General features: G+C 60.4%; 28 protein-coding genes and 1 pseudogene. 15 read left to right on the plus strand and 14 right to left on the minus strand.

The annotated features are described in order from the left end of the window. Positions 1 to 97 precede the first annotated feature (97 nt). The 4 genes from HX790_RS03670 (at position 98) to HX790_RS03685 (ending at position 1,701) form a co-directional block, all read left to right on the plus strand. Positions 98 to 280, plus strand: coding sequence for a type II toxin-antitoxin system HicA family toxin (locus tag HX790_RS03670; RefSeq protein ID WP_017736377.1), 183 nt, complete (start codon positions 98 to 100; stop codon positions 278 to 280). Between the two features lie 22 nt (positions 281 to 302). Then, a complete protein-coding gene (locus tag HX790_RS03675) occupies positions 303 to 713 on the plus strand; it encodes a type II toxin-antitoxin system HicB family antitoxin (RefSeq protein ID WP_017137295.1) in 411 nt (136 codons plus the stop codon). A 75-nt stretch (positions 714 to 788) separates the two neighbouring features. Next, a complete protein-coding gene (locus HX790_RS03680; RefSeq protein ID WP_017137294.1) occupies positions 789 to 1,112 on the plus strand; it encodes a hypothetical protein in 324 nt (107 codons plus the stop codon). A gap of 88 nt (positions 1,113 to 1,200) precedes the next feature. Next, the gene (locus tag HX790_RS03685; RefSeq protein ID WP_017137293.1) at positions 1,201 to 1,701 is read left to right on the plus strand and encodes a methylated-DNA--[protein]-cysteine S-methyltransferase; all 501 of its coding nucleotides are present in this window, start codon (positions 1,201 to 1,203) and stop codon (positions 1,699 to 1,701) included. On the opposite strand, the gene HX790_RS03690 is transcribed toward HX790_RS03685, so the two are convergent. Further along, the gene (locus tag HX790_RS03690; protein WP_169985479.1) at positions 1,702 to 2,484 is read right to left on the minus strand and encodes a GNAT family N-acetyltransferase; all 783 of its coding nucleotides are present in this window, start codon (positions 2,482 to 2,484) and stop codon (positions 1,702 to 1,704) included. It lies immediately after the preceding gene. 181 nt (positions 2,485 to 2,665) lie between these two features. Here HX790_RS03690 and HX790_RS03695 point away from each other — a divergent pair, with 181 nt between their 5' ends. Further along, positions 2,666 to 3,091, plus strand: coding sequence for a low affinity iron permease family protein (locus HX790_RS03695; protein WP_017137291.1), 426 nt, complete (start codon positions 2,666 to 2,668; stop codon positions 3,089 to 3,091). Between the two features lie 54 nt (positions 3,092 to 3,145). Here HX790_RS03695 and HX790_RS03700 read toward each other — a convergent pair whose 3' ends face one another. From HX790_RS03700 to fos, 3 genes are all read right to left on the minus strand, one after another. Further along, entirely contained in the window at positions 3,146 to 3,673 is a 528-nt protein-coding gene (locus HX790_RS03700; protein WP_017137290.1) for a DUF4142 domain-containing protein, read from the minus strand. Between the two features lie 119 nt (positions 3,674 to 3,792). Further along, positions 3,793 to 4,434 (minus strand): LysE family translocator, encoded by a 642-nt coding sequence (locus HX790_RS03705; RefSeq protein ID WP_169985477.1) that lies wholly within the window; start codon positions 4,432 to 4,434, stop codon positions 3,793 to 3,795. A gap of 54 nt (positions 4,435 to 4,488) precedes the next feature. Beyond that, complete coding sequence (fos, locus tag HX790_RS03710) at positions 4,489 to 4,899, minus strand: fosfomycin resistance glutathione transferase (protein ID WP_176991247.1); 411 nt, start codon at positions 4,897 to 4,899, stop codon at positions 4,489 to 4,491. Between the two features lie 101 nt (positions 4,900 to 5,000). On the opposite strand from fos, the gene HX790_RS03715 reads away from it, so the two are divergent. Then, on the plus strand, positions 5,001 to 5,240 hold the full coding sequence (locus tag HX790_RS03715) for a CopG family ribbon-helix-helix protein (RefSeq protein WP_017137287.1): 240 nt from the start codon (positions 5,001 to 5,003) through the stop codon (positions 5,238 to 5,240). After that, positions 5,230 to 5,514, plus strand: coding sequence for a type II toxin-antitoxin system RelE/ParE family toxin (locus HX790_RS03720; protein WP_017137286.1), 285 nt, complete (start codon positions 5,230 to 5,232; stop codon positions 5,512 to 5,514). Before HX790_RS03715 ends, HX790_RS03720 begins: the two co-directional genes overlap by 11 nt. Positions 5,515 to 5,521: 7 nt before the next feature. Here HX790_RS03720 and HX790_RS03725 read toward each other — a convergent pair whose 3' ends face one another. After that, the gene (locus HX790_RS03725) at positions 5,522 to 6,439 is read right to left on the minus strand and encodes a LysR family transcriptional regulator (protein ID WP_176991248.1); all 918 of its coding nucleotides are present in this window, start codon (positions 6,437 to 6,439) and stop codon (positions 5,522 to 5,524) included. Positions 6,440 to 6,507: 68 nt separating this feature from the next. Between HX790_RS03725 and HX790_RS03730 the strand changes: the two genes are divergently transcribed. After that, entirely contained in the window at positions 6,508 to 6,996 is a 489-nt protein-coding gene (locus HX790_RS03730) for a DMT family transporter (RefSeq protein ID WP_176991249.1), read from the plus strand. On the opposite strand, the pseudogene HX790_RS03735 reads toward HX790_RS03730, so the two are convergent. From HX790_RS03735 to yiaY, 6 genes and pseudogenes are all read right to left on the minus strand, one after another. After that, positions 6,997 to 8,323 (minus strand): annotated as a pseudogene (locus HX790_RS03735) (MFS transporter). Between the two features lie 59 nt (positions 8,324 to 8,382). Next, the gene (locus tag HX790_RS03740) at positions 8,383 to 9,324 is read right to left on the minus strand and encodes a hydroxymethylglutaryl-CoA lyase (RefSeq protein ID WP_017137282.1); all 942 of its coding nucleotides are present in this window, start codon (positions 9,322 to 9,324) and stop codon (positions 8,383 to 8,385) included. Next, positions 9,321 to 10,514: a CaiB/BaiF CoA-transferase family protein gene (locus HX790_RS03745; RefSeq protein WP_176991250.1), complete on the minus strand. Its 1,194-nt coding sequence runs from the start codon at positions 10,512 to 10,514 to the stop codon at positions 9,321 to 9,323. The genes HX790_RS03740 and HX790_RS03745 overlap by 4 nt, the downstream gene beginning before the upstream one ends. Positions 10,515 to 10,732: 218 nt before the next feature. Beyond that, positions 10,733 to 11,644 carry a LysR family transcriptional regulator gene (locus HX790_RS03750; RefSeq protein WP_017137280.1) on the minus strand — a complete coding sequence of 304 codons (912 nt, stop codon included), beginning with the start codon at positions 11,642 to 11,644 and terminating at the stop codon, positions 10,733 to 10,735. Beyond that, positions 11,644 to 12,318, minus strand: a complete 675-nt coding sequence (locus HX790_RS03755; protein ID WP_138453635.1) for an NAD(P)H-binding protein — start codon at positions 12,316 to 12,318, stop codon at positions 11,644 to 11,646. Before HX790_RS03755 ends, HX790_RS03750 begins: the two co-directional genes overlap by 1 nt. A 92-nt stretch (positions 12,319 to 12,410) precedes the next feature. After that, positions 12,411 to 13,559, minus strand: coding sequence for an L-threonine dehydrogenase (gene yiaY / locus HX790_RS03760; RefSeq protein WP_017137278.1), 1,149 nt, complete (start codon positions 13,557 to 13,559; stop codon positions 12,411 to 12,413). A gap of 123 nt (positions 13,560 to 13,682) precedes the next feature. Here yiaY and HX790_RS03765 point away from each other — a divergent pair, with 123 nt between their 5' ends. Continuing rightward, complete coding sequence (locus HX790_RS03765; protein ID WP_099548612.1) at positions 13,683 to 14,699, plus strand: DUF4917 family protein; 1,017 nt, start codon at positions 13,683 to 13,685, stop codon at positions 14,697 to 14,699. Between the two features lie 140 nt (positions 14,700 to 14,839). Here the strand turns inward: HX790_RS03765 and HX790_RS03770 are convergent, their stop codons facing one another. Next, positions 14,840 to 15,367 carry a helix-turn-helix domain-containing protein gene (locus HX790_RS03770; RefSeq protein ID WP_058421756.1) on the minus strand — a complete coding sequence of 176 codons (528 nt, stop codon included), beginning with the start codon at positions 15,365 to 15,367 and terminating at the stop codon, positions 14,840 to 14,842. A gap of 106 nt (positions 15,368 to 15,473) precedes the next feature. Here HX790_RS03770 and HX790_RS03775 point away from each other — a divergent pair, with 106 nt between their 5' ends. From HX790_RS03775 to HX790_RS03800, 6 genes are all read left to right on the plus strand, one after another. Beyond that, complete coding sequence (locus HX790_RS03775; protein WP_017137275.1) at positions 15,474 to 16,256, plus strand: aldolase; 783 nt, start codon at positions 15,474 to 15,476, stop codon at positions 16,254 to 16,256. 27 nt (positions 16,257 to 16,283) lie between these two features. Continuing rightward, on the plus strand, positions 16,284 to 17,156 hold the full coding sequence (locus tag HX790_RS03780; RefSeq protein WP_176991251.1) for a dihydrodipicolinate synthase family protein: 873 nt from the start codon (positions 16,284 to 16,286) through the stop codon (positions 17,154 to 17,156). Between the two features lie 158 nt (positions 17,157 to 17,314). Continuing rightward, positions 17,315 to 17,854, plus strand: a complete 540-nt coding sequence (locus HX790_RS03785; RefSeq protein WP_017137273.1) for an RNA polymerase sigma factor — start codon at positions 17,315 to 17,317, stop codon at positions 17,852 to 17,854. Continuing rightward, positions 17,851 to 18,819: a FecR domain-containing protein gene (locus HX790_RS03790; RefSeq protein WP_169985460.1), complete on the plus strand. Its 969-nt coding sequence runs from the start codon at positions 17,851 to 17,853 to the stop codon at positions 18,817 to 18,819. Before HX790_RS03785 ends, HX790_RS03790 begins: the two co-directional genes overlap by 4 nt. Before the next feature lie 128 nt (positions 18,820 to 18,947). After that, the gene (locus HX790_RS03795) at positions 18,948 to 21,506 is read left to right on the plus strand and encodes a TonB-dependent receptor (protein WP_176991252.1); all 2,559 of its coding nucleotides are present in this window, start codon (positions 18,948 to 18,950) and stop codon (positions 21,504 to 21,506) included. Between the two features lie 229 nt (positions 21,507 to 21,735). Further along, positions 21,736 to 22,689 (plus strand): DMT family transporter, encoded by a 954-nt coding sequence (locus HX790_RS03800; protein WP_017137270.1) that lies wholly within the window; start codon positions 21,736 to 21,738, stop codon positions 22,687 to 22,689. Positions 22,690 to 22,728: 39 nt separating this feature from the next. Here the strand turns inward: HX790_RS03800 and HX790_RS03805 are convergent, their stop codons facing one another. Together HX790_RS03805 and HX790_RS03810 are read right to left on the minus strand one after the other, a co-directional pair. Further along, positions 22,729 to 23,946 (minus strand): SAM-dependent methyltransferase, encoded by a 1,218-nt coding sequence (locus HX790_RS03805; RefSeq protein ID WP_017137269.1) that lies wholly within the window; start codon positions 23,944 to 23,946, stop codon positions 22,729 to 22,731. Positions 23,947 to 24,134: 188 nt separating this feature from the next. After that, entirely contained in the window at positions 24,135 to 24,752 is a 618-nt protein-coding gene (locus HX790_RS03810; protein ID WP_176991253.1) for a TPM domain-containing protein, read from the minus strand. Positions 24,753 to 24,758 lie beyond the last annotated feature (6 nt).

A 24,758-nucleotide genomic window follows, 5' to 3' on the forward strand; every position in this document is an offset into this window, starting at 1 on the left:
TACCGAAACGCCGGTCGTCAGCCGTCGGTAGGTAGAGTGTTGATAATTTATTTTCAGTGGTTATAGTCACCACCAACACACACCACAAGGAGGTGCTGTGGATAGCCGATATTTGATAGGTCACATTGTTGCGGATGGCTGGTACCTGGTACGCACCCGAGGCAGTCACCACCACTTCAAACACCCGACCAAACCGGGGCTGGTGACGATTCCTCATCCAAAGAAAGACCTGTTGGACAAGACCGCCAAGAGCATTTTGAAACAGGCGCTGCTGAGCTGAGCGCCCCTGGAGAGCAATAGACATGCTTTACCCCATCGCAATTTCAACCGGTGACGAGGACCACGCCTGGGGTGTGGAAGTGCCGGATATTCCTGGCTGCTACTCCGCCGGCGACGACCTGGACGACGCCATGGCCATGGCCCGCGAAGCGATCGAAGGGCACTTTGAAATCCTTGCAGAGGATGGCGCGCCGATTCCCACCGCTCAAAAAGTCACCCTGCACGCGGCCAACCCGGAATATGCCGGCTGCATTTGGGCCGTGGTTGATATTGATGTCACTAAATATCTGGGCAAAGCGCAGAAGCTCAATATCACCCTGCCGGGTTACCTGCTGAATCGAATTGATGAATACGTGTTGCATCATCCTGAAGAAAAAAGCCGTTCCGGCTTTCTGGCATCGGCAGCACTAAAGGTTCTGCAGCAGGAACATTGACTTAAGCAAATTCCTAAAGCGACGAAGACGACCTTCGTTAAAAATGCGCACATATCTTACCCATGAGCAGAGCCAATGCGCGTGCCTGTACAAAAAACTGAGAGCCAAGTCGTTAGAAAGGTGGTGGGGCTGGTATTGATCATTCCACTGCTGTTACCGCTGACGCCAATCCCTTTCGGCCTGAGGAGCCTGGCGTCGATAGCGGCTCTGGCGGGATCCATCTATGGCGTCTGGTATTCAAGGCAGAACGCCAGCCGAGGCATCACACTCTGCGCAACCGCACTTGCGCTACTTAACCTCGGTTCATGGGTAGCACTGTCGACGCCCTCGATCGTCTGGTTCATCTATTTCGTCGCTTGGGCCTATGGTTCCGGTAACTGGATTCACTGGAGCATTTAGTCCCAGTAGAATTTGACCGCAAGAAACTGGGTTTCCCAACCGCCCACAAGGTGGATAGTGGCCCCCTACATCTTCAAGGAGCCCGCTCATGCCCTACCAATACAAGCTCATGCCTTCCCCCGTCGGCCAGCTCACCCTGGTGGCGCGCAACGGCAAACTCAGCGCCATCCTGTGGGAAAAAGAACGCGCCAATCGCGTGCGTCTGGGCGAGTTGCATCTAGCCGACGACAGCCCGGTGTTACTGGAAGCCGAGCGCCAGCTACGGGAATACTTTACCGGCACCCGCAATCAGTTCGATCTGGCGTTGGACTTCGACGGCACCGATTTCCAAAAACAAGTCTGGCAGGCACTGCTGACCATCCCCTTCGGCGAAACCCGCAGCTACAGCCAGATTGCCCAGCAGATCGGCAACCCCAAGGCCGTGCGCGCGGTAGGCGCAGCCAATGGCCGCAACCCCATCTCGATCGTCGCGCCCTGCCACCGGGTGATCGGTGCTTCGGGCGGGCTGACCGGGTTTGCCGGTGGGCTTGAGGCCAAGCAGTATTTGCTGGCGCTTGAGGATCGCGGCCAGGCAAAGCTGGCCCTCTGATTACGCGTCTGCAAGGGCGTCACGGGTAAAGGCCTGGCACTCGTACAAAGGTTCGAAACCTAGTTGCCGGTACAGCGCGAAGGCACCCTGCGAGGCTTCTAGAAAGCATCGCAGGGCCCCGAGGCTCGACGCGTGCAGCAGAGCGGCATGGATCAATCGAGTGGCGTACCCTCTGCCACGCAAGCCCATGAGTGTGCCGATATCGCTAAGCCGGGCCTCGCCATCACACAGGGACAGCACCAGCGAAGACCTTACCTGCCCCTCATCGGACAAGGTGAAGTGATAAAGCGCCTCACCCGCGTCCAGGGCCCGCTGGTGGCGGACCTGATAACGCGCAACCTCCTCGGGCAGCCTCATGAACGCACTGCCAAAGGGCTCAGCCCAATCGTTCATGTTCCGCGTGAGCTGGACCTGCACACCGCTCTCGCCCACCCATGGCGCCAGGCACGCCAGGTCACCCACCATCGCGGTGGTCTTTTCGACCGGCTTAAAGCCGTGTGCCAAAAACACCTCACCCAACGCTTCGACCTGTTCCTCATGGATCACCACGCGTATTGCCTGCGTGGTACGCCGGATAAGCTCCAGCGGTGCGGCCAAAGCGTTATCCAGCAAAGTGCTGCCAACCCGGATAAACAACAAATTGAACGGGCTGAAATACTCATCCGTGAAGTAAGCATTGATGCCGCCGCTGTATCGACGATGCGTTGGGCACACCGCGGCAAAAAAATGCTCTTCGGTTTTACCGTAGAGCGTGGGCAAATCGCAGGCGGCGTTAGCGTGCATGGGAGAACATCCGGATAAAAAAACCAGTCTTGCTCCCGCCATTCAAAGGCGCAGTAGGCCAATTCCTAAGATAGCCGGAGGAAAAAGCACGGCATTGTTCTAACCCTAAAATGTAAAAAGAAATTTCGAAGCGGGCCTGCGGTCCATAATTTCATCACCCTCCGGTCAAGGAAAAACGGTCATGAAATTCTCTGCAGTCTCCCAATCTCTGTCCCGTTGGGCAGGCAGTGCCCGCACGTTCTACGTGGCTGTCGCACTGATTTTCCTGTGGAGCCTCAGCGGGCCATATTTCCACTACAACGACACCTGGCAACTGATCATCAATACCTCGACCACCATCATCACCTTCCTGATGGTGTTCCTGATCCAGAACACGCAAAACCGCGACAACGACATCCTGCATATCAAGATCGACGAGTTGCTGCGCGTCTCCAAGGATGCGCAAAACGCCGTGCTGAGCCTCGATGGCCTGGACCGTAAGGAACTGGAAAAACTGCGCAGCGAATACCGCAGCATCGGCGCCGCAGGCAATGTCAGCCTCAACAGCAGTTGCGGCGAAGTAGTCGACGATGCGGTGACCAACAAAACCGATCTGAACCAGGCATAAAAAAACGGCGGTTGGAGAAAGTCCAACCGCCGTTTTCTATCTCAAGTGACGGACTCAACCGTCGCCTTGATGACCTTTGCCATAGGTCGACGCCAAGGCACGGGCCTTTTGCAGGCGCTCCTCCAACTTGGGCAGCGTTTCATCCACCAGCGCTTTGATTTCCGGCACATCCGACGCCGCACCTTCCTGTTTGAACAGGGCAATGGCGTCTTCGTTTTCCTTGACCTGTTGCGCGGTGTAGGCCGCGTCGAAGGAGTCGCCGTCCTTGAGTTCGGGCATCAAGGTTTCGGCTTTATCGACGATCTTCTCGCGCGGGGCCACCGGCAAGTCGAGTTTCTTGGCGATGGCTGCCAGGTGCTGGTTGGCCTGGGTGCGTTCGTTGATCACCTCGATGGTGTAGTCCTTGATTTCCTGGGACGAGGTTCTGGCGTGGGCCATGCGACTGGTTTCAATATCGGCCATCCCTTTGGCCGAAGCCTGCTCGATGAATTCAGCAGGCGACTGGGCGAAAGCATTGCTGGCGCCGAGGCCCAGCAGCATCGCGAAACTGGCGGTGCGTAACCGGATAGCCATGCGGCTCATGATGGGTTCCTCCAGGTCAAAAATAGGTGCGGGAACAGACGCCCCGCCCTGAATTCGAATTTTCAGGGCGGCAAAGGTTTAGAAAAAACTCGCCAGTGCGACGAACGGTCGTCGCTGTATCAGGCCGGTTTGCTGCCAAACAGGCCCGGCAACGCATGCGCCAGGGCATTGATGGCGAAGCCGATAAACATCACGCCACAGAGTTTGGTGATAAGGATTTCATGGCGCTGATACACGGTGCGCACACGTTGGGCGCCGACCACGCCGATCAGAATGGCATAGGCCAGCAGGCCACCGATAAAGCTCAGGAAGATCAACGACGGCAGCATCGCCCACGTCAGCAACTCGGCACGGCTGGACAACAACGCGGTGAAGGTCGCCACGGCCACCGGGTAAGCCTTGGGGTTGGTGAGACCGAACACAATGCCGTGCCAGAACGGGTGCCGCGCCGCGTCCTGAGGTGCATCGCTGCTGCGCCGCTGGGTACGGATCGCACGCCAGCCGAGCCAGAACAGGTATAAACCGCTGAGCACGCCCAGTGCATCAAAGGCTGTGCTGCCCACTTCCCGCGCGCCCACGATGGCAATCAGCGCCGTGCTGCACCACACCACGTCACCGAGCAAATGCCCGCACAAAAAACCCGCCCCGGCACGGCGACCACGGGCAGCGCCGATACCGAATACGGCGAGCACGCCCGGACCGGGCGTAATGCCATAGATAAAACCCGAAGCAAGCACGGCGAACAGCAGGGATAGGGTCATGGGCGCGACTCTGATAGACGGTGATGAGGTGGATCGATTCTGCACGTTCCGCCGCTACGGGTAAAACTTCATTCCTGCATAAGGCTTGGCGCGACAGGCCTGCAAACGTGAGGCCAGATCGCCGACGTGGGCTTCGAGCTTGTGGCCATCGGGGTCGAGAAAGTAGAACGACGCGCCTTCACTGCGGTTGTCGCGCCATTCCCGCACCTGCGCAGCGCGCAGGCGCGCCACCAGCGCCGCAAAATCACCGGTATCGGCGGTAAACGCGTAGTGCGTGTATTCAGCCGCAGGCTCTGGCGAGCGCAATGGGTCGAGGGACAAGCACAGCCATAAACCGGGTAGGGACAAATAGGCGCCGCCGTCCCAGGTCGCATCGAGCCGAAGTTGCAACAATTGATAGTAGAAGCCGATGCTGCGGTTCAGGTCGGTGACGGCAAGGGTCAGGTGGTTAAGGCCGCAGAGCATGGAATGTCCTTTTATCTATTCACCCAGTGACGAACGGGGCAAACCGTTTTTGCGATGACGATGTAGTATGTTGCACTACACATCACTACATCGAGGCTCTTATGTCTGTTATGTCTCTACGCATACCGGAAGACGTCGCCGACACGCTTGCCAGTCTCGCCAAGGCGACAGGGCGCAGCAAATCCTTTCTAGCCGTAGATGCATTACGCGAATACCTGACGCGTGAGGCCTGGCAAATAGAGGAAATTCAAAAAGCATTGAAAGAAGCTGATGCGGGCGACTTTGCGACAGCGGCCGAAGTAAAAGCAGTCGCCGATAAATGGCGTAACAATGCAGGTTGATTGGCTGAGGGCTGCCCTCAGGAATCTTGACGATGAAGCGGCCTACATTGCCGAAGAAAACCCGAAAGCTGCCCATGAGTTCGTGCAGGCGATCTTGACCGGGCTTGAACATGTCGCTGAATTTCCGGCAATGGGCAAAGAAGGCAGAGTGCCCGGCACGCGCGAATGGGTAGTGCCCCGATGGCCCTATATCGTTCCCTACCGTATTCGAGATGGCCGGTTACAGGTGATGCGAATTTTTCATACACGCCGCCAGCCACCCGCTTCCTGGTAGCCACGGTTCAGACGGACAATACACCCTGCACCTGCCCAATCAACCACTGCAACCCCGAATCCCCGCCCCGCCGCGCATGCCACGCCAACTCAAACGCAAACGAAGGGATATGAAACGGCGGCGGCACAGCCAGCAGGTGCTGCTGATCGATGTTGAGCAAGCCTCTGGATGACACCGTCAAAACCAGGTCTGTGCCCTGGATCAACTGCGGTGCCACGCCCCAGTGCGGCAGGCTGATCGCCACATGCCGGCGCTCACGAATTGCCGTCAACGCCCGTTCGATCTCCGGGGTGCCGCTGCCGCGCATTTCCAGCAACACATGCGGACGCGACAGGTAAGCGGGCAGGTCGAGCACGCCGTTTTTCGGCAGGCTTTCGCGGTCAATCAGGCAGGTGTAATGCTCCTCGAATAACGGCGTGGTGCGCAGTTCGGCGGGCATGTCGGGGAACACCCCGGCGGCCAGGTCGAGGTCACCATTGAGCACGCCGTCGACCATGCCTTCGCGGCTGGCCTGGACGATTTGCAGGTCGATGCCAGGCGCTTCACGGCGCAAGGTGCGGACCAGCCCCGGCAGGAAAATCGCCGCGCTGTAGTCCGACATCGCCACACGAAACCGGCGCTTGGCCGATGCTGGATCAAACCGGTTGGGCGCCAGCAGCGCCTGCACCTGGGCCAGGGCTTCGGCCAGTGGCGCGGCCAGCTCCAGGGCGCGGGCGGTCGGCACCAAGGCACCGCCCTGGCGCACCAGCAATGGGTCACCAAGCAGATCACGCAAGCGCGCCAGCGCATGGCTGACCGCCGGCTGGCTCAGGTGCAGGCGCTCGGCGGCGCGGGTGACGTGTTGCTCGCTGAGCAAGGCGTCGAGGATCACCAGCAGGTTGAGGTCGATGCGACGCAGGTCATTCATCAGCTGCATGCTCAGCATAAGAACTTGGAATTTAAATTTGCGCGACGAATAGCCTAGAGTCCAGCAAAACCTCTGGGAGAACTGAGATGACGACGTTGCATTGGGTAGGTCTGTTGGCACTGGCGGTGATCGCCGGCGCGGTGGTGCCGTTTCAGAGTGCGATCAACGCAAGCCTCGGGCGCGGGCTGGGGCACCCGTTGTGGGCCACGCTGGCGTCACTGCTGGTGAGCATTATTGTGTTGCTGCCGGTCATCATCGTGCTGCGCCTGCCCTTGCCGAGCCTGGCCTTTATCACCAAGGCGCCGCTGTGGATATGGGCCGGAGGCGCGTTTGGCGTGTGCTTTATTTCGCTGGCGCTGATGTTGCTGCCCAAGCTCGGCGCGTCAGGGTTTATTGCGCTGGCCATGGCCGGGCAGATTCTCGCTTCGCTGCTGCTCGATCACTTTGGCCTGTTCGGCCTGATGGAACGCCAACTGACAACGCCCCGCGTGCTGGGGGCGTTGTTGTTGATTGGCGGGGTGGTGTTGATTCAGTTCAGCGCCACACCGGCTCGCGCCCTTGCCACGGCAGGCTGATCAGCCCTTGTCCAGCGTGCGCAGCTTTTGCGGCAAGCCCCACAACAGCAGCGCCGCCGCCAACAGCGCACACACGCCGATCACATACAGCGCCGGCGTGGTGCTGCCGGTGAGGTCCTTGATGCGCCCCACCATCACCGGGCTGACAATACCGCCGAACTGCCCGAGGGTGTTGATCACCGCAATGCCACCGGCCGCACCCGCACCGGCGCCAGCCAGCAATTTGGGCGGCAGCGTCCAGAAGGTGGGGATCGAGGCAATGATGCCCGCGCCCAACAGGCCCAGGGCGATGATCAGGAAGGTGGTGTGGTCGGCAAAGATCCCGGCGCAGAAGAAGCCAATGGCGCCCAGTACCACCAGGCCGCAGACAAACTTGCGGCGCTCACCGGTGGCGTCCGACAGTCGCCCGATCACCACCATGCTGATCGCCCCGCACACATAGGGAATGGCGGTGAGCAGGCCGATCATCACCGGGCTCTGGGTACCGGCACTGCGGATCAACTGTGGCGCCCAGAAGTTGAGACCGTAAGACGCCACCTGGATCAGAAAGTAGATAAACCCAAGCATCAAAAACCCAGGAATACGGATCGCCGAAAGCAGCGAGCCACCATGCTGGTTCGGCTCATGCTTGGCGATGCGACTCGACAGCAGGGTTTTCTCGGCAGGCGTCAGCCAATGCGCATCTTCAATGCGGTCCTTGAGCAAGGTCAGCACCAGAAAACCCAGGCCGATGCAGGGCAAGCCGCCGAGCAGGAACAGCCAGTGCCAGCCGCGCATTTGCAGCACGCCGTCGAGGTGCTCCAGCACCAGCCCGGAAAATGGCGCGCCGACCAAACCGGCGAACGCCGAGGCCAGGAACAGCATCGAGGTGATGCGCCCACGAAAGTGCTGCGGGAACCACAGCGTCAGGTAATACAGCACGCGCAAACCCCGCCTCCATGGCGCCAATGATGAAGCGCAGGCCATAGAACTGCCATTCGGCGGTGACAAACACCATGGCCGCCGTGGCCAGGCCCCACGACATCATGATGCGCGCGATCCAGCGGCGGGCACCGACCTTGTAGAGCATCATGTTGCTCGGCACTTCGAACAGCACATAACCCACCACAAACAAGCCGGCGCCCAGGCCATAGGCGGTGTCGCTCAGGCTCAGGTCGGTTTGCAGCTGGAACTTGGCGAAGCTGATGTTGATACGGTCAAAAAACGCGAACAGGTAGCACACCATGATCAGCGGCATCAGGCGCCAGGCGACCTTGCTGACCAGGGCTTTTTCGGCATCGATTTCAGCGGCCGGGCGCACGCCGGCCTCTAACGTATTAGTGCTCATGGTTTCTCTCCAGCGGGCTGCTCGCAGGCGCCCGATTGTTTTTGTTGTCTGGTAGCGCGTTACAGCGTGGCGATGTAAGCCGGTGGCGGGTGCAGGTCGCCATTGCGCCCGGCCTTGGCCACTTGGCCGGGCAGTTCATGCCCAAGCAAGGCCGGCAAGCGACGGGACATTTGCAACAGGTGCGGCAGGTCGATGCCGGTGTGAATGCCGACCTCTTCGCAGAGGTTGACCAAATCTTCGGTGCAGATATTGCCTGACGCGCCCGGTGCAAACGGGCAACCGCCGAGGCCACCCAATGCCGCGTCAAACCGGCGGGCTCCAGCCTCGTAAGCGGCCAGCACATTGCACAAACCCAGGCCACGGGTATTGTGAAAATGCAGGGTCAGATCGCTGGCCGGCACCTGTTGCAGCACGCGCTTGACCAAACGTTCGACCTGTCGCGGATTGGCCATGCCGGTGGTGTCGGCCAACGTGATGCCCTGAATGCCCAACTCGCGATAGGCGTCGACTATTTGCAGCACGCGGTCTTCATCGATCTTGCCTTCGAACGGGCAGCCAAAGGTGGTGGCAATGCTGCCGTTGAGCCGCACCGGGTGGTCGGCGGCAAAGCTGACGATATCGCCAAACGCCGCCAACGATGCCTCGCAACGCATGCGCATATTCGCCAGGTTGTGGGTCTGGCTGGCGGACATCACCAGGTTCAGCTCATCGGCGCGCGACTCGATGGCGCGCTGGGCGCCCTTGAGGTTGGGGATCAGCGCCACATAAATCACACCGGCCCGGCGCTCAATGCCCTGGAACACCTGCTCGCCATCACGCAACGCGGGAATGGCCTTGGGCGACACGAACGAGCCCGCCTCGATTCGCGAAAAACCGGCCTGCGCCAGCGCGTTGATCAGCGTGATCTTGTCGGCGGTTTCAACCCACGTCGGTTCGATCTGCAAGCCATCGCGCGGGGACACTTCCTGCACGATCAGCGCGTCAGAATAATCAGTGATCATTGCACCACTCCCGCGGTTTTCAAGCGCTGGATATCGGCGCCGGTAAGGCCCAGGCTGCCAAGGATGTCATCGGTGTGCTGGCCCAGGGTCGGGCCTTGCCAGTTCACACCACCGGGGGTTTCAGAAAGTTTGGGCACAATGCCGGGCATCTTCACCGACACGCCGCCGGGCAATTGGGCATTGAGCAGCATGTCACGCGCCTGGTAGTGCGGGTCGCTGACGATATCGGCCACCGAGTAAATGCGCCCGGCCGGCACCTCGGCGGCTTCGAGCGCGCTGAGCACCTGGTCGATAGGCAGGCTGCTGGTCCAGTGGGTAATGGCCGCATCGAGCAGGCCACTTTTGGTGGCGCGGCCGTCGTTGTGGGCAAACTCCGGCGCTTCAGCCAGGTCGGCACGGCCGATGGTGTGCATCAGACGCTTGTAGATCGGGTCACTGTTGCCGGCGATCACCACATAGGCGCCGTCGGCAGTCAGGTAGGTGTTGGACGGCGCAATACCCGGCAAGGCGCCGCCGCTGCGCTCACGCACATGGCCGAGCATGTCGTATTCGGGCACCAGGCTTTCCATCAGGTTGAACACACTTTCGGCCAGTGACACATCGACAACCTGCCCCTCGCCCTGCCCGGTCTTGACCCGCAGCAGCGACATCAGCGCGCCGATCACCGCGTGCAACGAGGCGAGAGAGTCACCCAGGCTGACGCCAACCCGCGCCGGCGGAGAGTCGGGGTTGCCGGTGGTGTAGCGAATGCCGCCCATGGCCTCACCGATCGCACCAAACCCTGGGCGATCGCGGTAAGGCCCGGTCTGGCCGTAGCCGGAGATACGCACCAGAGTCAGCTTGGGGTTCAGCGCATGCAGCACGTCCCAACCCAGGCCGAGTTTCTCCAGGCCGCCAGGGCGCAGGTTTTCGATCAGCACGTCGGCGTCGCCCAGCAATTGCTTGATCAACCCCAGGCCTTCCGGGGACTTGAGGTCCAGGGCGAGCGACTTTTTGTTACGCGATTGCAGGTACCACCACAGCGACGTGCCTTCGTGCAGCTTTCGCCATTTACGAAGCGGGTCGCCCTGGCCCATGGCTTCGATCTTGATCACCTCGGCGCCAAACTCGGCCAGCATCCGCGCGGCGAACGGCGCGGCAATCAGCGTGCCGATTTCAATCACCTTGATACCGCTCAATGGCGCTGTCATGGGATGGTCCTCTTGTTCTTGGAATATGCAGCCAAGGCTAGAGGACAGAGGGAAGATAAATCCAACCGTCAGTTGGCAAGGAGCGTTCGCGAAATGCGAACGGCTATTAGGTGTCGGTGTCAGTCAGATCGCTATCGCGGGCAAGCCCGGCTCCCACAGGAGGAATGCGGCCCCTTGTGGGAGCCGGGCTTGCCCGCGATGAGGCCCACAGGGTTTCCTCACGTCAGTGGCGTGCGCAGGTAGTCAAACAACAACCGGCTCACCGGCGACAACTGCGCTTCATCACGCACCACCACAATCAAGCTGCGATCCGACCACGTGTCGGTCAGCGGCACCGCATGCAACCCCAGCGCGCGACCAAACAGCTCATAGGCTTTTTGCGGCAAAATACCGATGCCCATATTCGCCTGGACCATCCGGCACATCGCATCAAACCCCGGCACATGGATACGCAGGCGCAGCATCTTGCCGGCCTCACGCGCAGCGGCATGGGTACGCATGTTGATCGAACTGGCGGCGTGCAGGCCCACGTAATCGCTGCCCAGGGTTTCCTCGAAGGCCAGGGTTTGGCGTGCGGCCAAGGGATGCTCCGCCGGCATCAACACCACCAGCTTGTCATGGCGATACAGCACACTGGGCAAGCCTTTGGTATCAGTGTCGCTGGAGCAGATGCCCAGGTCTGCCACCCCGTCCAGCACGCCCTGGACCACGCCGTTGCTGGGGCGCTCTTCCAGATCAGTCTTGACCTCGGGGTGCCGTTGGGAAAAGTCGCGCAGGTCTTCCGGAAGGAACTGAATGATCGCCGACAGATTCGCCAGCATGCGCACATAACCGCGCACACCGTGGCTGTGTTCGCCCAGTTCAAGGCCCATTTTCTCGACGTTGAACAGCATCTGCCGCGCATGGTGCAGCAATGTTTCGCCCGCCGCAGTCAGGTCCATGCCCTTGGCACGGCGCACGAACAGGCTCACGCCCAATACCTGCTCCAGCTCCATCAGGCGCTTGCTGGCTGCCGACACGGCGATGGCTTCACGGGCCGCAGCGCGGGTCAGCGTGCCTTCTTCAAACACTGCGACGAACAGTTGCAGAGTGATCAGGTCAAGGCGACGCACCAGGCTTTTGTGCAGCATCAGCGCGGCTCGCTGGCCAGGCGATTGATCTCGGCCTGCTCCACCACGGCTTGCGGCGCGCCATGACGCGCCGCCGCCAACATCGCCAGGCCGACGGTCTCGGTGCTCACCACCCAGCTCGGTTTGACCCGACGAAAAAACGACAACAGCGGCCCGAGCACGGTATAGAACGATTGATACAGCGGCGTTTTCGAGCGCACGCCATGCAACGGCTGAATCACCCCGGGCCGAAACAGGTACACCGCCTTGAACGGCAAGCGCAGCAAGGCGTTTTCGGTCTTGCCCTTGACCCGCGCCCACATCGACTTGCCCGCCTCGGAGCTGTTGGTGCCGGCGCCGGACACATAGATAAAGGTCATCTGCGGATTGAGCCGCGCCAAGGTGCTGGCGGCGACCAGGGTGAGGTCATAGGTGAGGTGGGTGTACTTGGCTTCATTCATGCCCGCCGACGACACGCCGAGGCAGAAGAAGCATGCATCAAAGCCTTGCAGCAGGTTTTCCAGCGGCTGGAAGTCCAGCATGTCGCTGTGCAACACCTGGTGCAGCTTGCCGTGTTCCTGGGTCAGCGGCGTGCGGCCCACGGCGACCACTTCCTGCACGTCAGCGGCCAGCAGGCACTCGCGCAGCACGCCTTGGCCGACCATGCCGGTGGCGCCGAATAATAGAACTCTCATCAGGTGACCTCAGCGGCAAGCCGCAAGCTTCATGCTCAAGTTAAATACCGTTCAACTTGTAGCTTAACGCTTGCGGCGTGCAGCTGCCGCCTTTAGAACGCGCTGCGAAATATCTCCTCAATTTGTCGCTGATCCGCCCGGCGCGGGTTGGTCAGACCGCAGGCATCCTTCAACGCATTGGTGGCCAGCAGCGGAATGTCCTGCAACTTGGCGCCCAATTCGCGCAAACCGGCCGGGATCTCAACGTCATGGGCCAAGGCGCGAATAGCGACGATGGCCGCCTGGGCGCCCTCTTCCGGGGTAATGCCCTTGATATCGGCGCCCAAGGCGCGCGCCACGTCGCTCAAGCGTTTGGCGCACACGCTGGCGTTGAAGCTTTGCACATGGGGCAGCAACACCGCGTTGCACACGCCGTGGGGCAGGTCGTAGAGGCCGCCGAGTTGGTGGGCCATGGCGTGCACAAACCCCAGCGAGGCATTGTTGAAGGCCATCCCGGCGAGGAACTGCGCATACGCCATGTTTTCCCGCGCGGCTTTGTCGCTGCCATCACGTACCGCCAGACGCAGGTTGGCGCTGATCAGTTCCATGGCCTTGATCGCACAGGCATCGGTGATTGGCGTGGCGGCCGTCGACACATAGGCTTCGATCGCATGGGTCAGCGCATCCATGCCAGTGGCCGCCGTCAGCCCCTTGGGCATGCCGACCATCAGCGTCGGGTCGTTGACCGACAGCAGCGGCGTGACATTGCGGTCGACGATGGCCATTTTCACATGGCGGGTTTCATCGGTGATGATGCAAAAACGGGTCATCTCGCTGGCCGTGCCGGCGGTGGTGTTGATCGCCACCAGCGGTAACTGCGGCTTGCTCGACTGATCGACACCTTCATAGTCGCCGATGTGCCCGCCGTTGGTGGCGCACAACGCGATGCCCTTGGCGCAGTCATGGGGCGAACCGCCGCCCAGGGACACCACAAAATCACAGGCGGTGGCCTCCAGCATCGCCAGGCCTTTCTCGACGTTCTCCACATTGGGGTTAGGCTTGGCGCCGTCGTAGATCACCGAGTCAATGTCCTGCATCGCCAGCTTTTCGGCGATCATGCTGGCCACGCCGGCCTTGGCCAGCCCGGCGTCGGTGACGATCAGCGCCTTGCGAAAACCGTAGTTGCGGATGGCCGTCATGGCTTCGTCGAGGCAGTCGGTGCCCATGATGTTGACGGCGGGAATAAAAAAGGTGCTGCTCATGGTCAATCCTCGGAGGCGGTATGCCGACAGAATCAACCGCTAACGCGTGGCGCATCTTGATCAGGATCAACGCCCGCTCATGATAAAGTCACCACCCAGCCGATTTCGAGTAGACCCGCCGCAATGAAGGATTTCCAGGATATTGACGCCCACCTTGAAGACTGGAGCGCACTGCGCAGCGCCATCGACTTCAATGGGATTCTGATCGGCAATGGCGCCAGCCGTGCGATTTGGGAAGACTTTGCCTACGACTCGCTGTTCGAAAACGCCCGCACCGTCGAAGAAAAGCCCCTGAGCCCATCCGAACTCAGCGTGTTCGACGCCCTGCAAACCCGCAGTTTCGAGCAAGCGCTGGGCGCCTTGAAGACCACCAGCCGGGTCAACAAGGCGCTGGCGGTCAGCTCGGCGGCACCGCGCAATCGTTATTACGCGATCAAGGAAGCGCTGATCAACACCATCCACGCCGTACACATTCCGTGGCGCCTGGTGCAGCCGTCGACACTGGCGACGATCAACACTGAACTGAAGCGCTACGCGACGGTGTTCACCAGCAATTACGATTTGCTCAACTACTGGGCGATTTTGCACACGCCGGGCATCGACGACCTGTTCCGCAGCGCCGACGCCAGCTTCGACCTGCGCAACACCCGCACCGACGCCACGCGCATCCTCTACCTGCACGGCGGCCTGCACCTGGTGCGCAACCTCGACGGCACCGCGCGCAAATTGCCGACCACCGAGAGCACCTTGCTCAGCAGCTTTGCAATAAACAACACGATCAAGACGTTGGACGATGTGCCGTTGTTTGTCAGCGAGGGCAAGGTGGAGGAGAAGCTCAAGACCATTCGCAGTTCGGATTACTTGTCGTTCTGCTACGAGCAGTTGCTGAGTCATGAAGGCGCGTTGTGCATCTTCGGCCATGACTTGGGGGCTCAGGACAGCCACTTGGTGGACGCGATCCGCCAGGCCAGACTGACGACACTGGCAATTTCGGTGTCGGGCCGCAGTGACGGGTTTATCCGCCAGCAGAAGCGCCGGTATTCGCAGTTGTTTGACGGCAGTGGCGTGGAGCTGAAGTTCTTTGCGGCGCGCACGCATCCGTTGGGTAATGCCGCACTCTCAGTACCCGTCGAACGCTGATCTACTGAACAACGAAGATCAACTGTGGGAGCTGGCTTGCCTGCGATAGCGGTGTGTCAGTTAAGACAGTACTGACTGGCCCACCGCTATCGCAGGCAAGCCAGCTCCCACAGTGACTGTGTTCCAGCCTGGGAACACAGTCACTCGTCGCTGCTGTGCACCACCACCAGCAACTGCGCCTGCACCTGCCCCACCGAGCGAATTCGGTGAGGTTTCTGTGCATTGAAGTGCAGCGCATCGCCCCGTTCCAGAATCACCCGTTCGTTCATGAAATCCACTTCCACCTGGCCTTCGTGCACAAACAAAAACTCCTCGCCCAGATGCTCCTTGAAGGTCTTGTCGGTGAATTCTGCCGGCGGGTAGATGATGAACGGCAGCAGGCTGCGCTCGCTGACCTGATGGGCCAACACGGCATAACCCGGCGCGGTGTCGGGACGTTCGTGGCTGCGCACCAGGCTGTAGCTGTCGAGGCTGACGTTGTCTTCGCTGAACAGTTCTTCGACCTTCACGTTCAACGCCTTGGCCAGTTTCAGCGCGGCAGCAATCGACGGTGTGTTGAGCCCACGCTCGACCTTGGACAGATAACTCTTGGTCATCCCGGACTTTTCGGCCAGGGACTCCAGGGTTACGCCAAGTTTTTTTCTCAATAATTTCAAACGGATAGACATGTGCTGCGGTTAATCCCTGCAGAAAAGGCAGAATCACGCTTGCCAATGACACAAAGTGTCATATAGCATCTTTAGTGTCATTTGCTCTAACCCAAAGGACACCGATATGGCCAAGACATTAGCACTTCCCAAAGACCAACTGGTCAAGCAAGCACTGATCCAGATGCAAAACAGCCTGGCGGATAATACGTGGACCGACCGGCAAAAGCTGGCGCTCACTTGCCGCATCCTGTTCGAACACGGACACGACTCCGGCCTGGCCGGGCAGATCACCGCACGTGGACCAACGCCTGGCACCTATTACACTCAGCAACTGGGCCTGGGTTTCGATGAAATCACCGCCAGCAATCTGTTACTGGTCAACGAAGACCTTGAAGTACTCGAGGGGCATGGCATTCCCAACCCGGCCAACCGTTTTCACACCTGGGTCTACCGTGGGCGGCCGGATGTGAACTGCATCATCCATACGCATCCCACGCATATTGCCGCGCTGTCGATGCTCGAAGTGCCGCTGCAGGTGTCGCATATGGACCTGTGCCCGCTGTACGAAGATTGCGCCTTCCTGGAAGCCTGGCCGGGCGTGCCGGTGGGCAATGAAGAAGGCGAAATCATCACAGCAGCTTTGGGCGACAAGCGCGCAATTCTGCTCTCGCACCACGGTCAGCTGTCCACCGGCGCAAGCATCGAGGAAGCCTGCGTCATCGCGCAGTTGATCGAGCGCGCGGCCAAGTTGCAGTTGCTGGCAATGTCGGCGGGCACCATCAAGCCGATCCTGCCGGAGTTGGGTCGCGAGGCCCATGACTGGATCTCCAAGCCCAAGCGCCATGGCGCCGCATTCAACTACTACGCCCGGCAGAACCTGCGCAAACACGCCGATTGCCTGAACTGATTGCCCTTTTTCACGCGGAGACCTCCCATGCCCACCCCCACTATTCACGGCATCATCGGCTACACCATTACCCCGTTCAGCGCCGACGGCCAGCGCATTGACCTCGACGCCCTCGGCCGCTCCATCGACCGTCTGATCGACAGCGGCGTACACGCCATCGCGCCTTTGGGCAGTACCGGTGAAGGCGCGTATTTGAGCGATGCGGAGTGGGATGAGGTCAGCGCCTACAGCCTTGCGAAAATCGCCAGGCGCGTACCCACTGTTGTCAGCGTGTCTGACTTGACCACCGCCAAGGCCGTGCGTCGCGCCCGTTATGCCGAAGCCAATGGCGCCGATGTGGTGATGGTGCTGCCGGCCTCATACTGGAAACTCAGCGAAGCGGAAATCCTCGCCCACTACGCCGCGATTGGCGACAGCGTCGGCGTGCCGATCATGCTTTACAACAACCCGGCTACCAGTGGCACGGACATGTCGGTGGACTTGATCCTGCGCATCGTCAAGCAGGTGGCGAACGTGACCATGGTCAAGGAAAGCACCGGCGATATTCAGCGCATGCACCAGTTGCGCCGCCACAGCGACGTGCCGTTTTACAACGGCTGCAACCCGCTGGCGCTGGAAGCCTTCGCGGCGGGTGCCAAGGGGTGGTGCACGGCCGCGCCGAACCTGATCCCGCAGCTGAACCTGGAGTTGTATGACGCGGTGCTGGCCAATGACCTGACACTGGCGCGGGAGCTGTTCTATCGCCAGTTGCCGTTGCTGGAGTTCATCCTCAAAGGCGGTTTGCCGGCGACGATCAAGGCCGGGTTGCGGCTGACCGGCCTGGAGGCGGGCGATCCACGCTTGCCGGTGTTCCCGTTGGGTGAGGCTGGGATCGAACAGCTCAAAGCATTACTGCGCTAAAACCGCGGTCCTCTGTGGGAGCTGGCTTGCATCGCTATCGCAGGCAAGCCAGCTCCCACATTTTTGAACCCATGAACCCGTTACATAGAGACAAATGACAATAGTTCTCGATATCATTCGCGACTTATCTACGTCGTGCTTCCTCAAGAAGGATATCCATGTCTCGTCCCAAGCCCGACCCGTTGTCGGCCGATGCCTTTCGCGGGTTTTATGCAGATATCCTGCATTTCCTGCGCAAGCGCACGGACAACGCCAACGACGCGGCGGACATGACCCAGGATGTCTTCACCCAGTGGCTGGACTACCGCGACCGCGCCAAGGTCGAGCAGCCACGGGCGTTTCTGTTCCAGATGGCGCGCAACCTGTTGCGCGATCACTGGCGTAAACAGAAGGTACGCCAAAGCGCTCACTCCGACCCGGCCGACGCTGACACGGAGCCGGTCACCGACGCACAAAACGACCCCATGGCCGCCGCGCAGCGCCTGCAACGCCTGGAACAGTTGAAAGAAGTCCTTGCCGAACTCTCGCCCCGCAGGCGAGAAGCCCTTATGCTGCACCGCTTCGAAGGCTTGAGCCAGGCGCAGATCGCCGAACGCATGGGCATTTCGACCAGCATGGTCGAAAAGCACATCGCTTTTGCCCTGCTGCATTGCAAGCGACGCCTTCAACCAGAACCCGGCACGGAGCAGCCAGAATGAACCGCCTGAGCGACATCGACGCCCTGGACATCGAAGCGAGCGACTCCATCGATGCCCAAGCCGCCAGCTGGTTTGCCCGCAACCGTAATGGCGCAGCACGGGCCGAGCGCAAAGCCTTTGCCGCCTGGCAGGCAACGCCCGCCCACGCCCGTGCCTATGCCGAATTCGAACAACTGTGGGACGACCTCGCCCAGTTGCAGCAACTGAATAAACCCGTACCGCTGCCCAAGCGTAAACCCTCGATAATGCGCCCGGCTCTGGCCGTGGCCGCCGCACTGGTCTGCGCCGTGCTGACGACAAATATCGGTGCACCCCGCGCGCTGTTCCACAGCCAGATTGCCGGGCACGCCAAAGGCATGCGCACCCTCGCCTTGCCCGACGGCAGCACGCTGTATGTGAATGCCAACACCCACCTACGCGTGGACTTCAATGCGCATCAACGCATCCTGCACCTGGACAAGGGCCAGGTCTTTATCGAAGTTGCCGCCGACAAAGAGCGCCCGCTCTACGTGCAAGCCGGCGAGGCCAATGTGCGGGTGGTCGGCACCGGGTTTGACGTGCGACGCAGCCAGCAACAACTGGTGGTCAGCGTCGCCCACGGCCAGGTCGCCTTCGAGCCGGACGCCAAAAGCCCGGTGGCGTTGCTTAGCGCCCAGCAACGTGCCACGTACAGCTACGCCAAGGGCACCGTGCAGCAACAGACACTCACCACCGAAGAAGTGGCCGACTGGCGCAGTGGGCACCTGTCGTTTCGCAATCGGGAGTTGGCCAGCCTGATCGATGAACTGAGCCTCTACCGGCCTCAAGCGCCCTTGCAGGTCAACAAAGCCGTGGCGCAACTGAAGGTCTCGGGCAATCTGGATGTGAATGACCCGGATGCCCTGCTCAGCGCCCTGCCCGCGCTGCTGCCGGTTAAAACCGTGGCCTCGGCCGATGGCATTGTCCGCATCGAACCACTCAAGTAAGGCCTGCAAGCATCACACTTGAGAATATTTTGCATTCGCATGTGTGGTTTTTTGCAGCTGCCCCGTCTTCCTCCCGACTGTGTTGGATACGCACACCTTTTGGCTATTTAGCCACCCCGGGGGATTTCATGTTTCGCGCGCCTTGCCACGCTCCGCACCTGTTTCTTCGACCGACCCTTATTGCCACCTGCATGGCCTTGAGCCTCAACGCCCAGGCCGAGTCGCTCAGGCTGCAACTGCCTGCCCAATCGCTGGCCACGTCCCTGAGCTTTGTCGCGCAGCAGGCGAAAATCCAGCTGTTGTTCGATGAGACACTGCTCAAACATGTGCAGGCGCCGGCGCTCAACGGTGAATTCAGCCCGGAAGTGGCGATTCGCAGCTTGCTGAAAAACGGCGAGTTCACCCTGATCAAAGTCGGCAACACCTACGTGGTGCGCCCCGACGAGGGCAAGACCACCCACAGCGGCGCCATCCAGCTGGATGCCCTCAGCGTGATCGGCACCGGTAACGAAGTCGACTCCAGCACCGTCAACCGCTCGACCATGACCCAGGCCGACATTGACCGCTACCAGTCCAACAACATCCCCAGCCTGTTGCAGACCTTGCCCGGCGTGAGCCAGGGCGGCTCACTGAAACCTGGTGGCCAGACCATCAATATTCGAGGTTTCGGCGATGCCGAAGACGTGCCGATGACCGTCGACGGCGCCACCAAAACCGGCTTTGAGCGCTACCAGCAAGGCACCGTGTTTATCGAGCCGGAGCTGATCAAGAGCATCGAGGTCGAGAAAGGCCCCAACTCGCCGTTCACCGGCAACGGCGGCTTTGGCGGCACGGTCAACATGACCACCAAGGACGCCCCGGACCTGCTGCAAGACGGTCGCAACAGCGGCGCGATGCTCAAATACGGTTACTCCAGCAATGACCACGAACAGATCTACAGCAGTGCCGTGTACGGCCGCACCGACGACGGGCGTTTCGACGCGCTGGCCTACCTGACCCAGCGCGACGGCGGCGACATGAAGGTGGCCGCCAAACTGCCCAACGACAACAACGAATACCCGGTCAACCCGCAGCGCCTGCCCAACAGTGCCCAGGATGTGGACGGCAAACTCTTCAAGGTCAACGCCCACTTCACCGAGGAGCACAGCGTTGGCCTCTCTTACTCGCGCTCCCACAGCAACCGCTGGACACCATTCTCCGCCGCCAGCTACCCGACGCCGCCGACCCAGGCCAACATCGACCGCTACGGTTACGAAAACGCGCTGAAGCGTTTTTTAGCCCAGCGTGACACCACTGACACCACCTGGTCAGGCAAGTACGAATACACGCCGGTGAATAACCCGCTGATCGACCTGACCGTCAAATATTCCCAGTCCAATACCGACCAGACCGACGAACGCGACGCCACCGCGTTTTTCCAACTGGCCACCGGCGGGCGCAAGATGGACACCGCCTACACCGACAAGAACCTCGACATCCGCAACGTCAGCCTGTTTGACACCGGCCCCTTGCAGCATGCGGTGACCGTCGGCGGGCAAATCCGCAAGCACATCCGCGAAACCGAAATGTGGATGCCCGGCACCACCTACAACACCGCGCGCTACAACTACGGGCACTTCCAGCCGGGTTTCATGCCCCACGGCAAGGTCGACACCAACAGTTTTTTTGTCCAGGACGCAGTCACCGTGGGCGACGTGACCATCACCCCGTCGCTGCGCTACGACCATGTGCGCAACCGTGGCGAAGGCAATGACGCGCCGTACTACAACAACCCGAACCCGTCCTTCGGCCACGATTACAGCGACCGCACTTACACCGGCTGGTCGCCGCGCCTGGCGCTGTTCTGGAACGTCACGCCGAACCTGGGGCTGTTCGCCAACTGGAGCAAGACTTGGCGGGCGCCGGTGATCGACGAGCAATATGAAGTGCAAGGCCTGGGCAGCCGCACCGCCACCAGCGTCGACCTCGACCCGGAGCGCATCACCTCGATTACCCTGGGTGGCGTCACCAGCTTCGACAACCTGATCGCCCAGGACGATAACCTGCAAGTACGCGCCACGCTGTTCCACAACAAAGTCGAAGATGAAATCTTCAAGGCCACCGGCGTTGGTTGCCAAAACCAGGCCATCAACGGCGGCACCATTGCCAACGCTTGCCCGCCTGGGGCGATGTCCAACTACCGCAACATCGGCGGCCTGACCATCAAGGGTTTTGAGCTGGAGTCTTTCTACAACTCCACCTACCTGTTCGGCTCGGTGTCGTTCGCCTACGCCAAGGGTGAACACGAAGGCGCCTACACCAACCCGTGGGGGCCGGATGTACCGGCACGTGACATTCCACCGACCAAATGGGTGCTGGTAGTGGGCACCAACATCCCGGCCTGGGATGCCCAGGTGGGCTGGATGGGCCAGTTCATTGGCGCGACCGATCGCTTGCCGAGTGACAAATATTCCGGCGGCCCGGGCAGCAGTTTGGGCGACCTGTTCTACGACCAGTACGGCAACAAGGCCTACAACACCCAAGGCCTGTTCGCCAAATGGAAACCGCAACAGGCCTACCTCAAAGGCACCGAGGTGAACTTCACCGTGGACAACCTGTTCAACAACAACTTCCGCCCGGCCTTGAGCGGTGATCGTGCCTACACCAAGGGCCGCGATGCGAAGGTCAGCATTACGCGGTTCTTCTAAAGACCAGGGTGACGCCATCGCAGGCAAGCCAGCTCCCACAGAAGATCTCGGTCCATCAGACGATAGAGATCAACTGTGGGAGCCGGGCTTGCCCGCGATGGCGCCGTGCCTGCCAGCTTAAAGATTGAAACTGTACGGATAAATCTGCGACCAGCTGTAGGCCCTTAATCAGCGAGGGTTGTGGCTAGATGGGCTTCCCTTGAAGCCCTCCAGATTCTGGTCCCCACTCATGAGCTCGCGCGAAAACACCGGCATGGCCCTCGGCCTGCTGGGCGTCGTCATCTTCAGCCTGACTTTGCCCTTCACCCGTATCGTGGTGCAGGAAATCCACCCCTTGCTCAATGGCCTCGGGCGCGCCTTGTTCGCGGCGATCCCGGCAGCAGCGCTGTTGTTGTGGCGACGCGAGCGCTGGCCAACCTGGCGCCAGGTGCGCGGTCTGTGCCTGGTGATTGCCGGGGTGATCCTGGGTTTCCCGGTGTTGTCGGCCTGGGCCATGCAAACCTTGCCGGCGTCCCATGGCGCGCTGGTCAACGGTTTGCAACCGCTGTGCGTGGCACTGTATGCGGCGTGGCTGTCACATGAGCGGCCGTCAAAAGCCTTCTGGGCCTGCGCAGCGCTGGGCAGTGCGTTGGTGCTGAGTTATGCGTTGATCACTGGCGCGGGCAGTATCCAGGCCGGCGATTTGCTGATGCTCGGCGCGATTGCCGTGGGCGGCCTGGGGTATGCCGAAGGCGGCCGGTTGGCCAAGGAAATGGGCGGCTGGCAGGTGATCTGCTGGGCGCTGGTGCTGTCGACGCCAGTATTGATCGGCCCGGTGTGGTACTTGGCGGCGCAGCATCAAGGCGCGATTTCCATGCGCACCTGGTGGGCGTTTGGGTATGTATCGCTGTTCTCGCAGTTTTTGGGGTTCTTCGCCTGGTACGCCGGGCTGGCCATGGGCGGCATTGCGCGGGTCAGCCAGATTCAGCTGCTGCAGATATTCTTTACCATCGCGTTTTCGGCGTTGTTCTTTGGTGAACATATCGAGCCGATTACCTGGGTGTTTGCGTGTGGCGTGATCATTACGGTGATGCTCGGGCGCAAGACGGCGGTGCAGCCTGCACCGGCTTGTGTGGGAGCTGGCTTGTCGAATCGTCGCACCGCTGCGATGCAGACACCTCGGTCTATCAGCAAACCCAGGTGATGCCATCGCAGGCAAGCCAGCTCCCACAGGAGACCGCATTCAGTTCAAGAAGCCATCCGCGCGCAGCAGGGTTTCCAGGCAGTGTTCGCTGATGTGGTAGAACGCCTTCAGCTCCTGGATTTTTTCCAACAGTTGCGCATTGTCCACAGGCTCGGTGCGCTTGACCGCCAGAATCATCTTGTTCTTGTTGGTGTGTTCCAACGAAATGAACTCGAACACCTTGGTCTCGTAGCCACAGGCTTCCAGGAACAACGCACGCAAGCTGTCGGTGACCATTTCCGCTTGCTGGCCCAGGTGCAGGCCGTACTGCAGCATCGGCTTGAGCAGCACCGGGCTCTGGATCTGCAGGCGGATCTGTTTGTGGCAGCACGGCGAGCACATGATGATCGACGCACCGGAACGGATGCCGGTGTGGATCGCGTAGTCGGTGGCGATATCGCAGGCATGCAGGGCGATCATCACATCCAGTTCGCTGGGCGCCACACTGCGCACATCACCACACTTGAACACCAGCCCCGGATGCTCCAGGCGTGCGGCGGCGGTGTTGCACAGGGTTACCATGTCTTCACGCAATTCCACACCCGTCACTTCGCCCTCGGCCTTGAGGGTGTTGCGCAGGTAATCGTGAATGGCGAACGTCAGGTAGCCCTTGCCCGAACCGAAATCCGCCACGCGCACCGGCTGGTCAAGCTTCAACGGCGATGAGGTCAGCGCATGGCTGAACACTTCGATGAACTTGTTGATCTGCTTCCATTTGCGCGACATCGATGGGATCAGCGCCTGCTTGGCGTCGGTGACGCCCAGGTCCGCGAGGAAGGGTCGGCTCAAGTCGAGGAAGCGGTTTTTCTCGCGGTTATGCTCAGCCGAAGGCGCCTCGCGCAATTGCTGCGGCTTGCTTTTGAACAGCGAGCTTTTGTTCTTTTTGCTGTATTCCAGCTGGGCTTCGTCGGTCAGCGACAACAGGTGCGCATTCTTGAACGACGCCGGCAGCAGCGCGGCAATTGCCGCCACGCCTTCGGCCAGCGGGAAGTTCTTGGTAATGTCGCGGGTCTTGTAGCGATAAACAAAGGACAGGCACGCCTGCTCCTTGACCACGACCTGCTTGATGATCAGCCGCTGCAACTCGGCTTCTTCGCCGACGTACTTGGCCAGCACCAGCTTGATAAACGCGTTCTGCGCGAGGCTTGCGCTCAGCAGTTCGATGAACTGGGCGTGATGATCCGGCGCAGGGCTGGCAGGTTGAGCGGTGACAGACATGAACAAAAACGCCTCGGGCAAAGAATGCCGGGCATTTTAGGGGGGATGAAGGTTTAGGGCACGGGGTTATTTGATCAACGGTCGCTCAGCCGCCGCAAATCAAATGCGGGAATCACTTTTCTCTGGAAACTGACTTATGTGGAGGGCAAGCCAGCTCCCACACAAGCCCGGCTCCCACAGAAAAGCAGCTATTCCAGCACTATCAGGCGGTTAGGCAGCTCATTACGCGTCTGCGTCACCGGCACATGCACCTTCAGCAATTCACCACACGCCTCGATGCAGGCAATAAACCCCGCCAGCGTCTGCCCCTGCTTCACCTGCTGGGTGAATGCCTTGACGATCTCATCCCAACTGCTGTCATCCAGGTGCCTGGAAATACCATCGTCCACCAGGATCTCCACATACCGCTCCGCCTCGCTGACAAAAATCAGCACGCCGGTGCTGCCCAGCGTGTGGTGCAGGTTTTGCTCCAGGAACTGTCGACGGGCCAGGTTCGATGCACGCCAGTGGCGTACCGAACGCGGAATCAGGCGGGTGGTGACCTTGGGCAGGCGAAACAACAGGCACAGCACAATGAAGGTCGCCCATTGCGCCAACAGCAAGGTGTACATGGTCAGGTAGCCCGACAGGTAGTGCACGATGCCAGGTACCACCAAGGCGACCAGGCTGGCCCACAGCAGCGGGATATAGGCGTAATCATCCGCGCGCGCGGCCAGCACGGTGACCAGCTCGGCGTCGGTGGTTTTTTCGACGCGTGCGATCGCTTCGGCGACTTGGCGCTGCTCGTGTTCAGTCAGTAATGCCATGGTTGT

The organism is Pseudomonas sp. IPO3747 (assembly GCF_013385245.1).
In the GTDB taxonomy this organism is placed as follows: Bacteria; Pseudomonadota; Gammaproteobacteria; order Pseudomonadales; family Pseudomonadaceae; genus Aquipseudomonas; species Aquipseudomonas edaphica.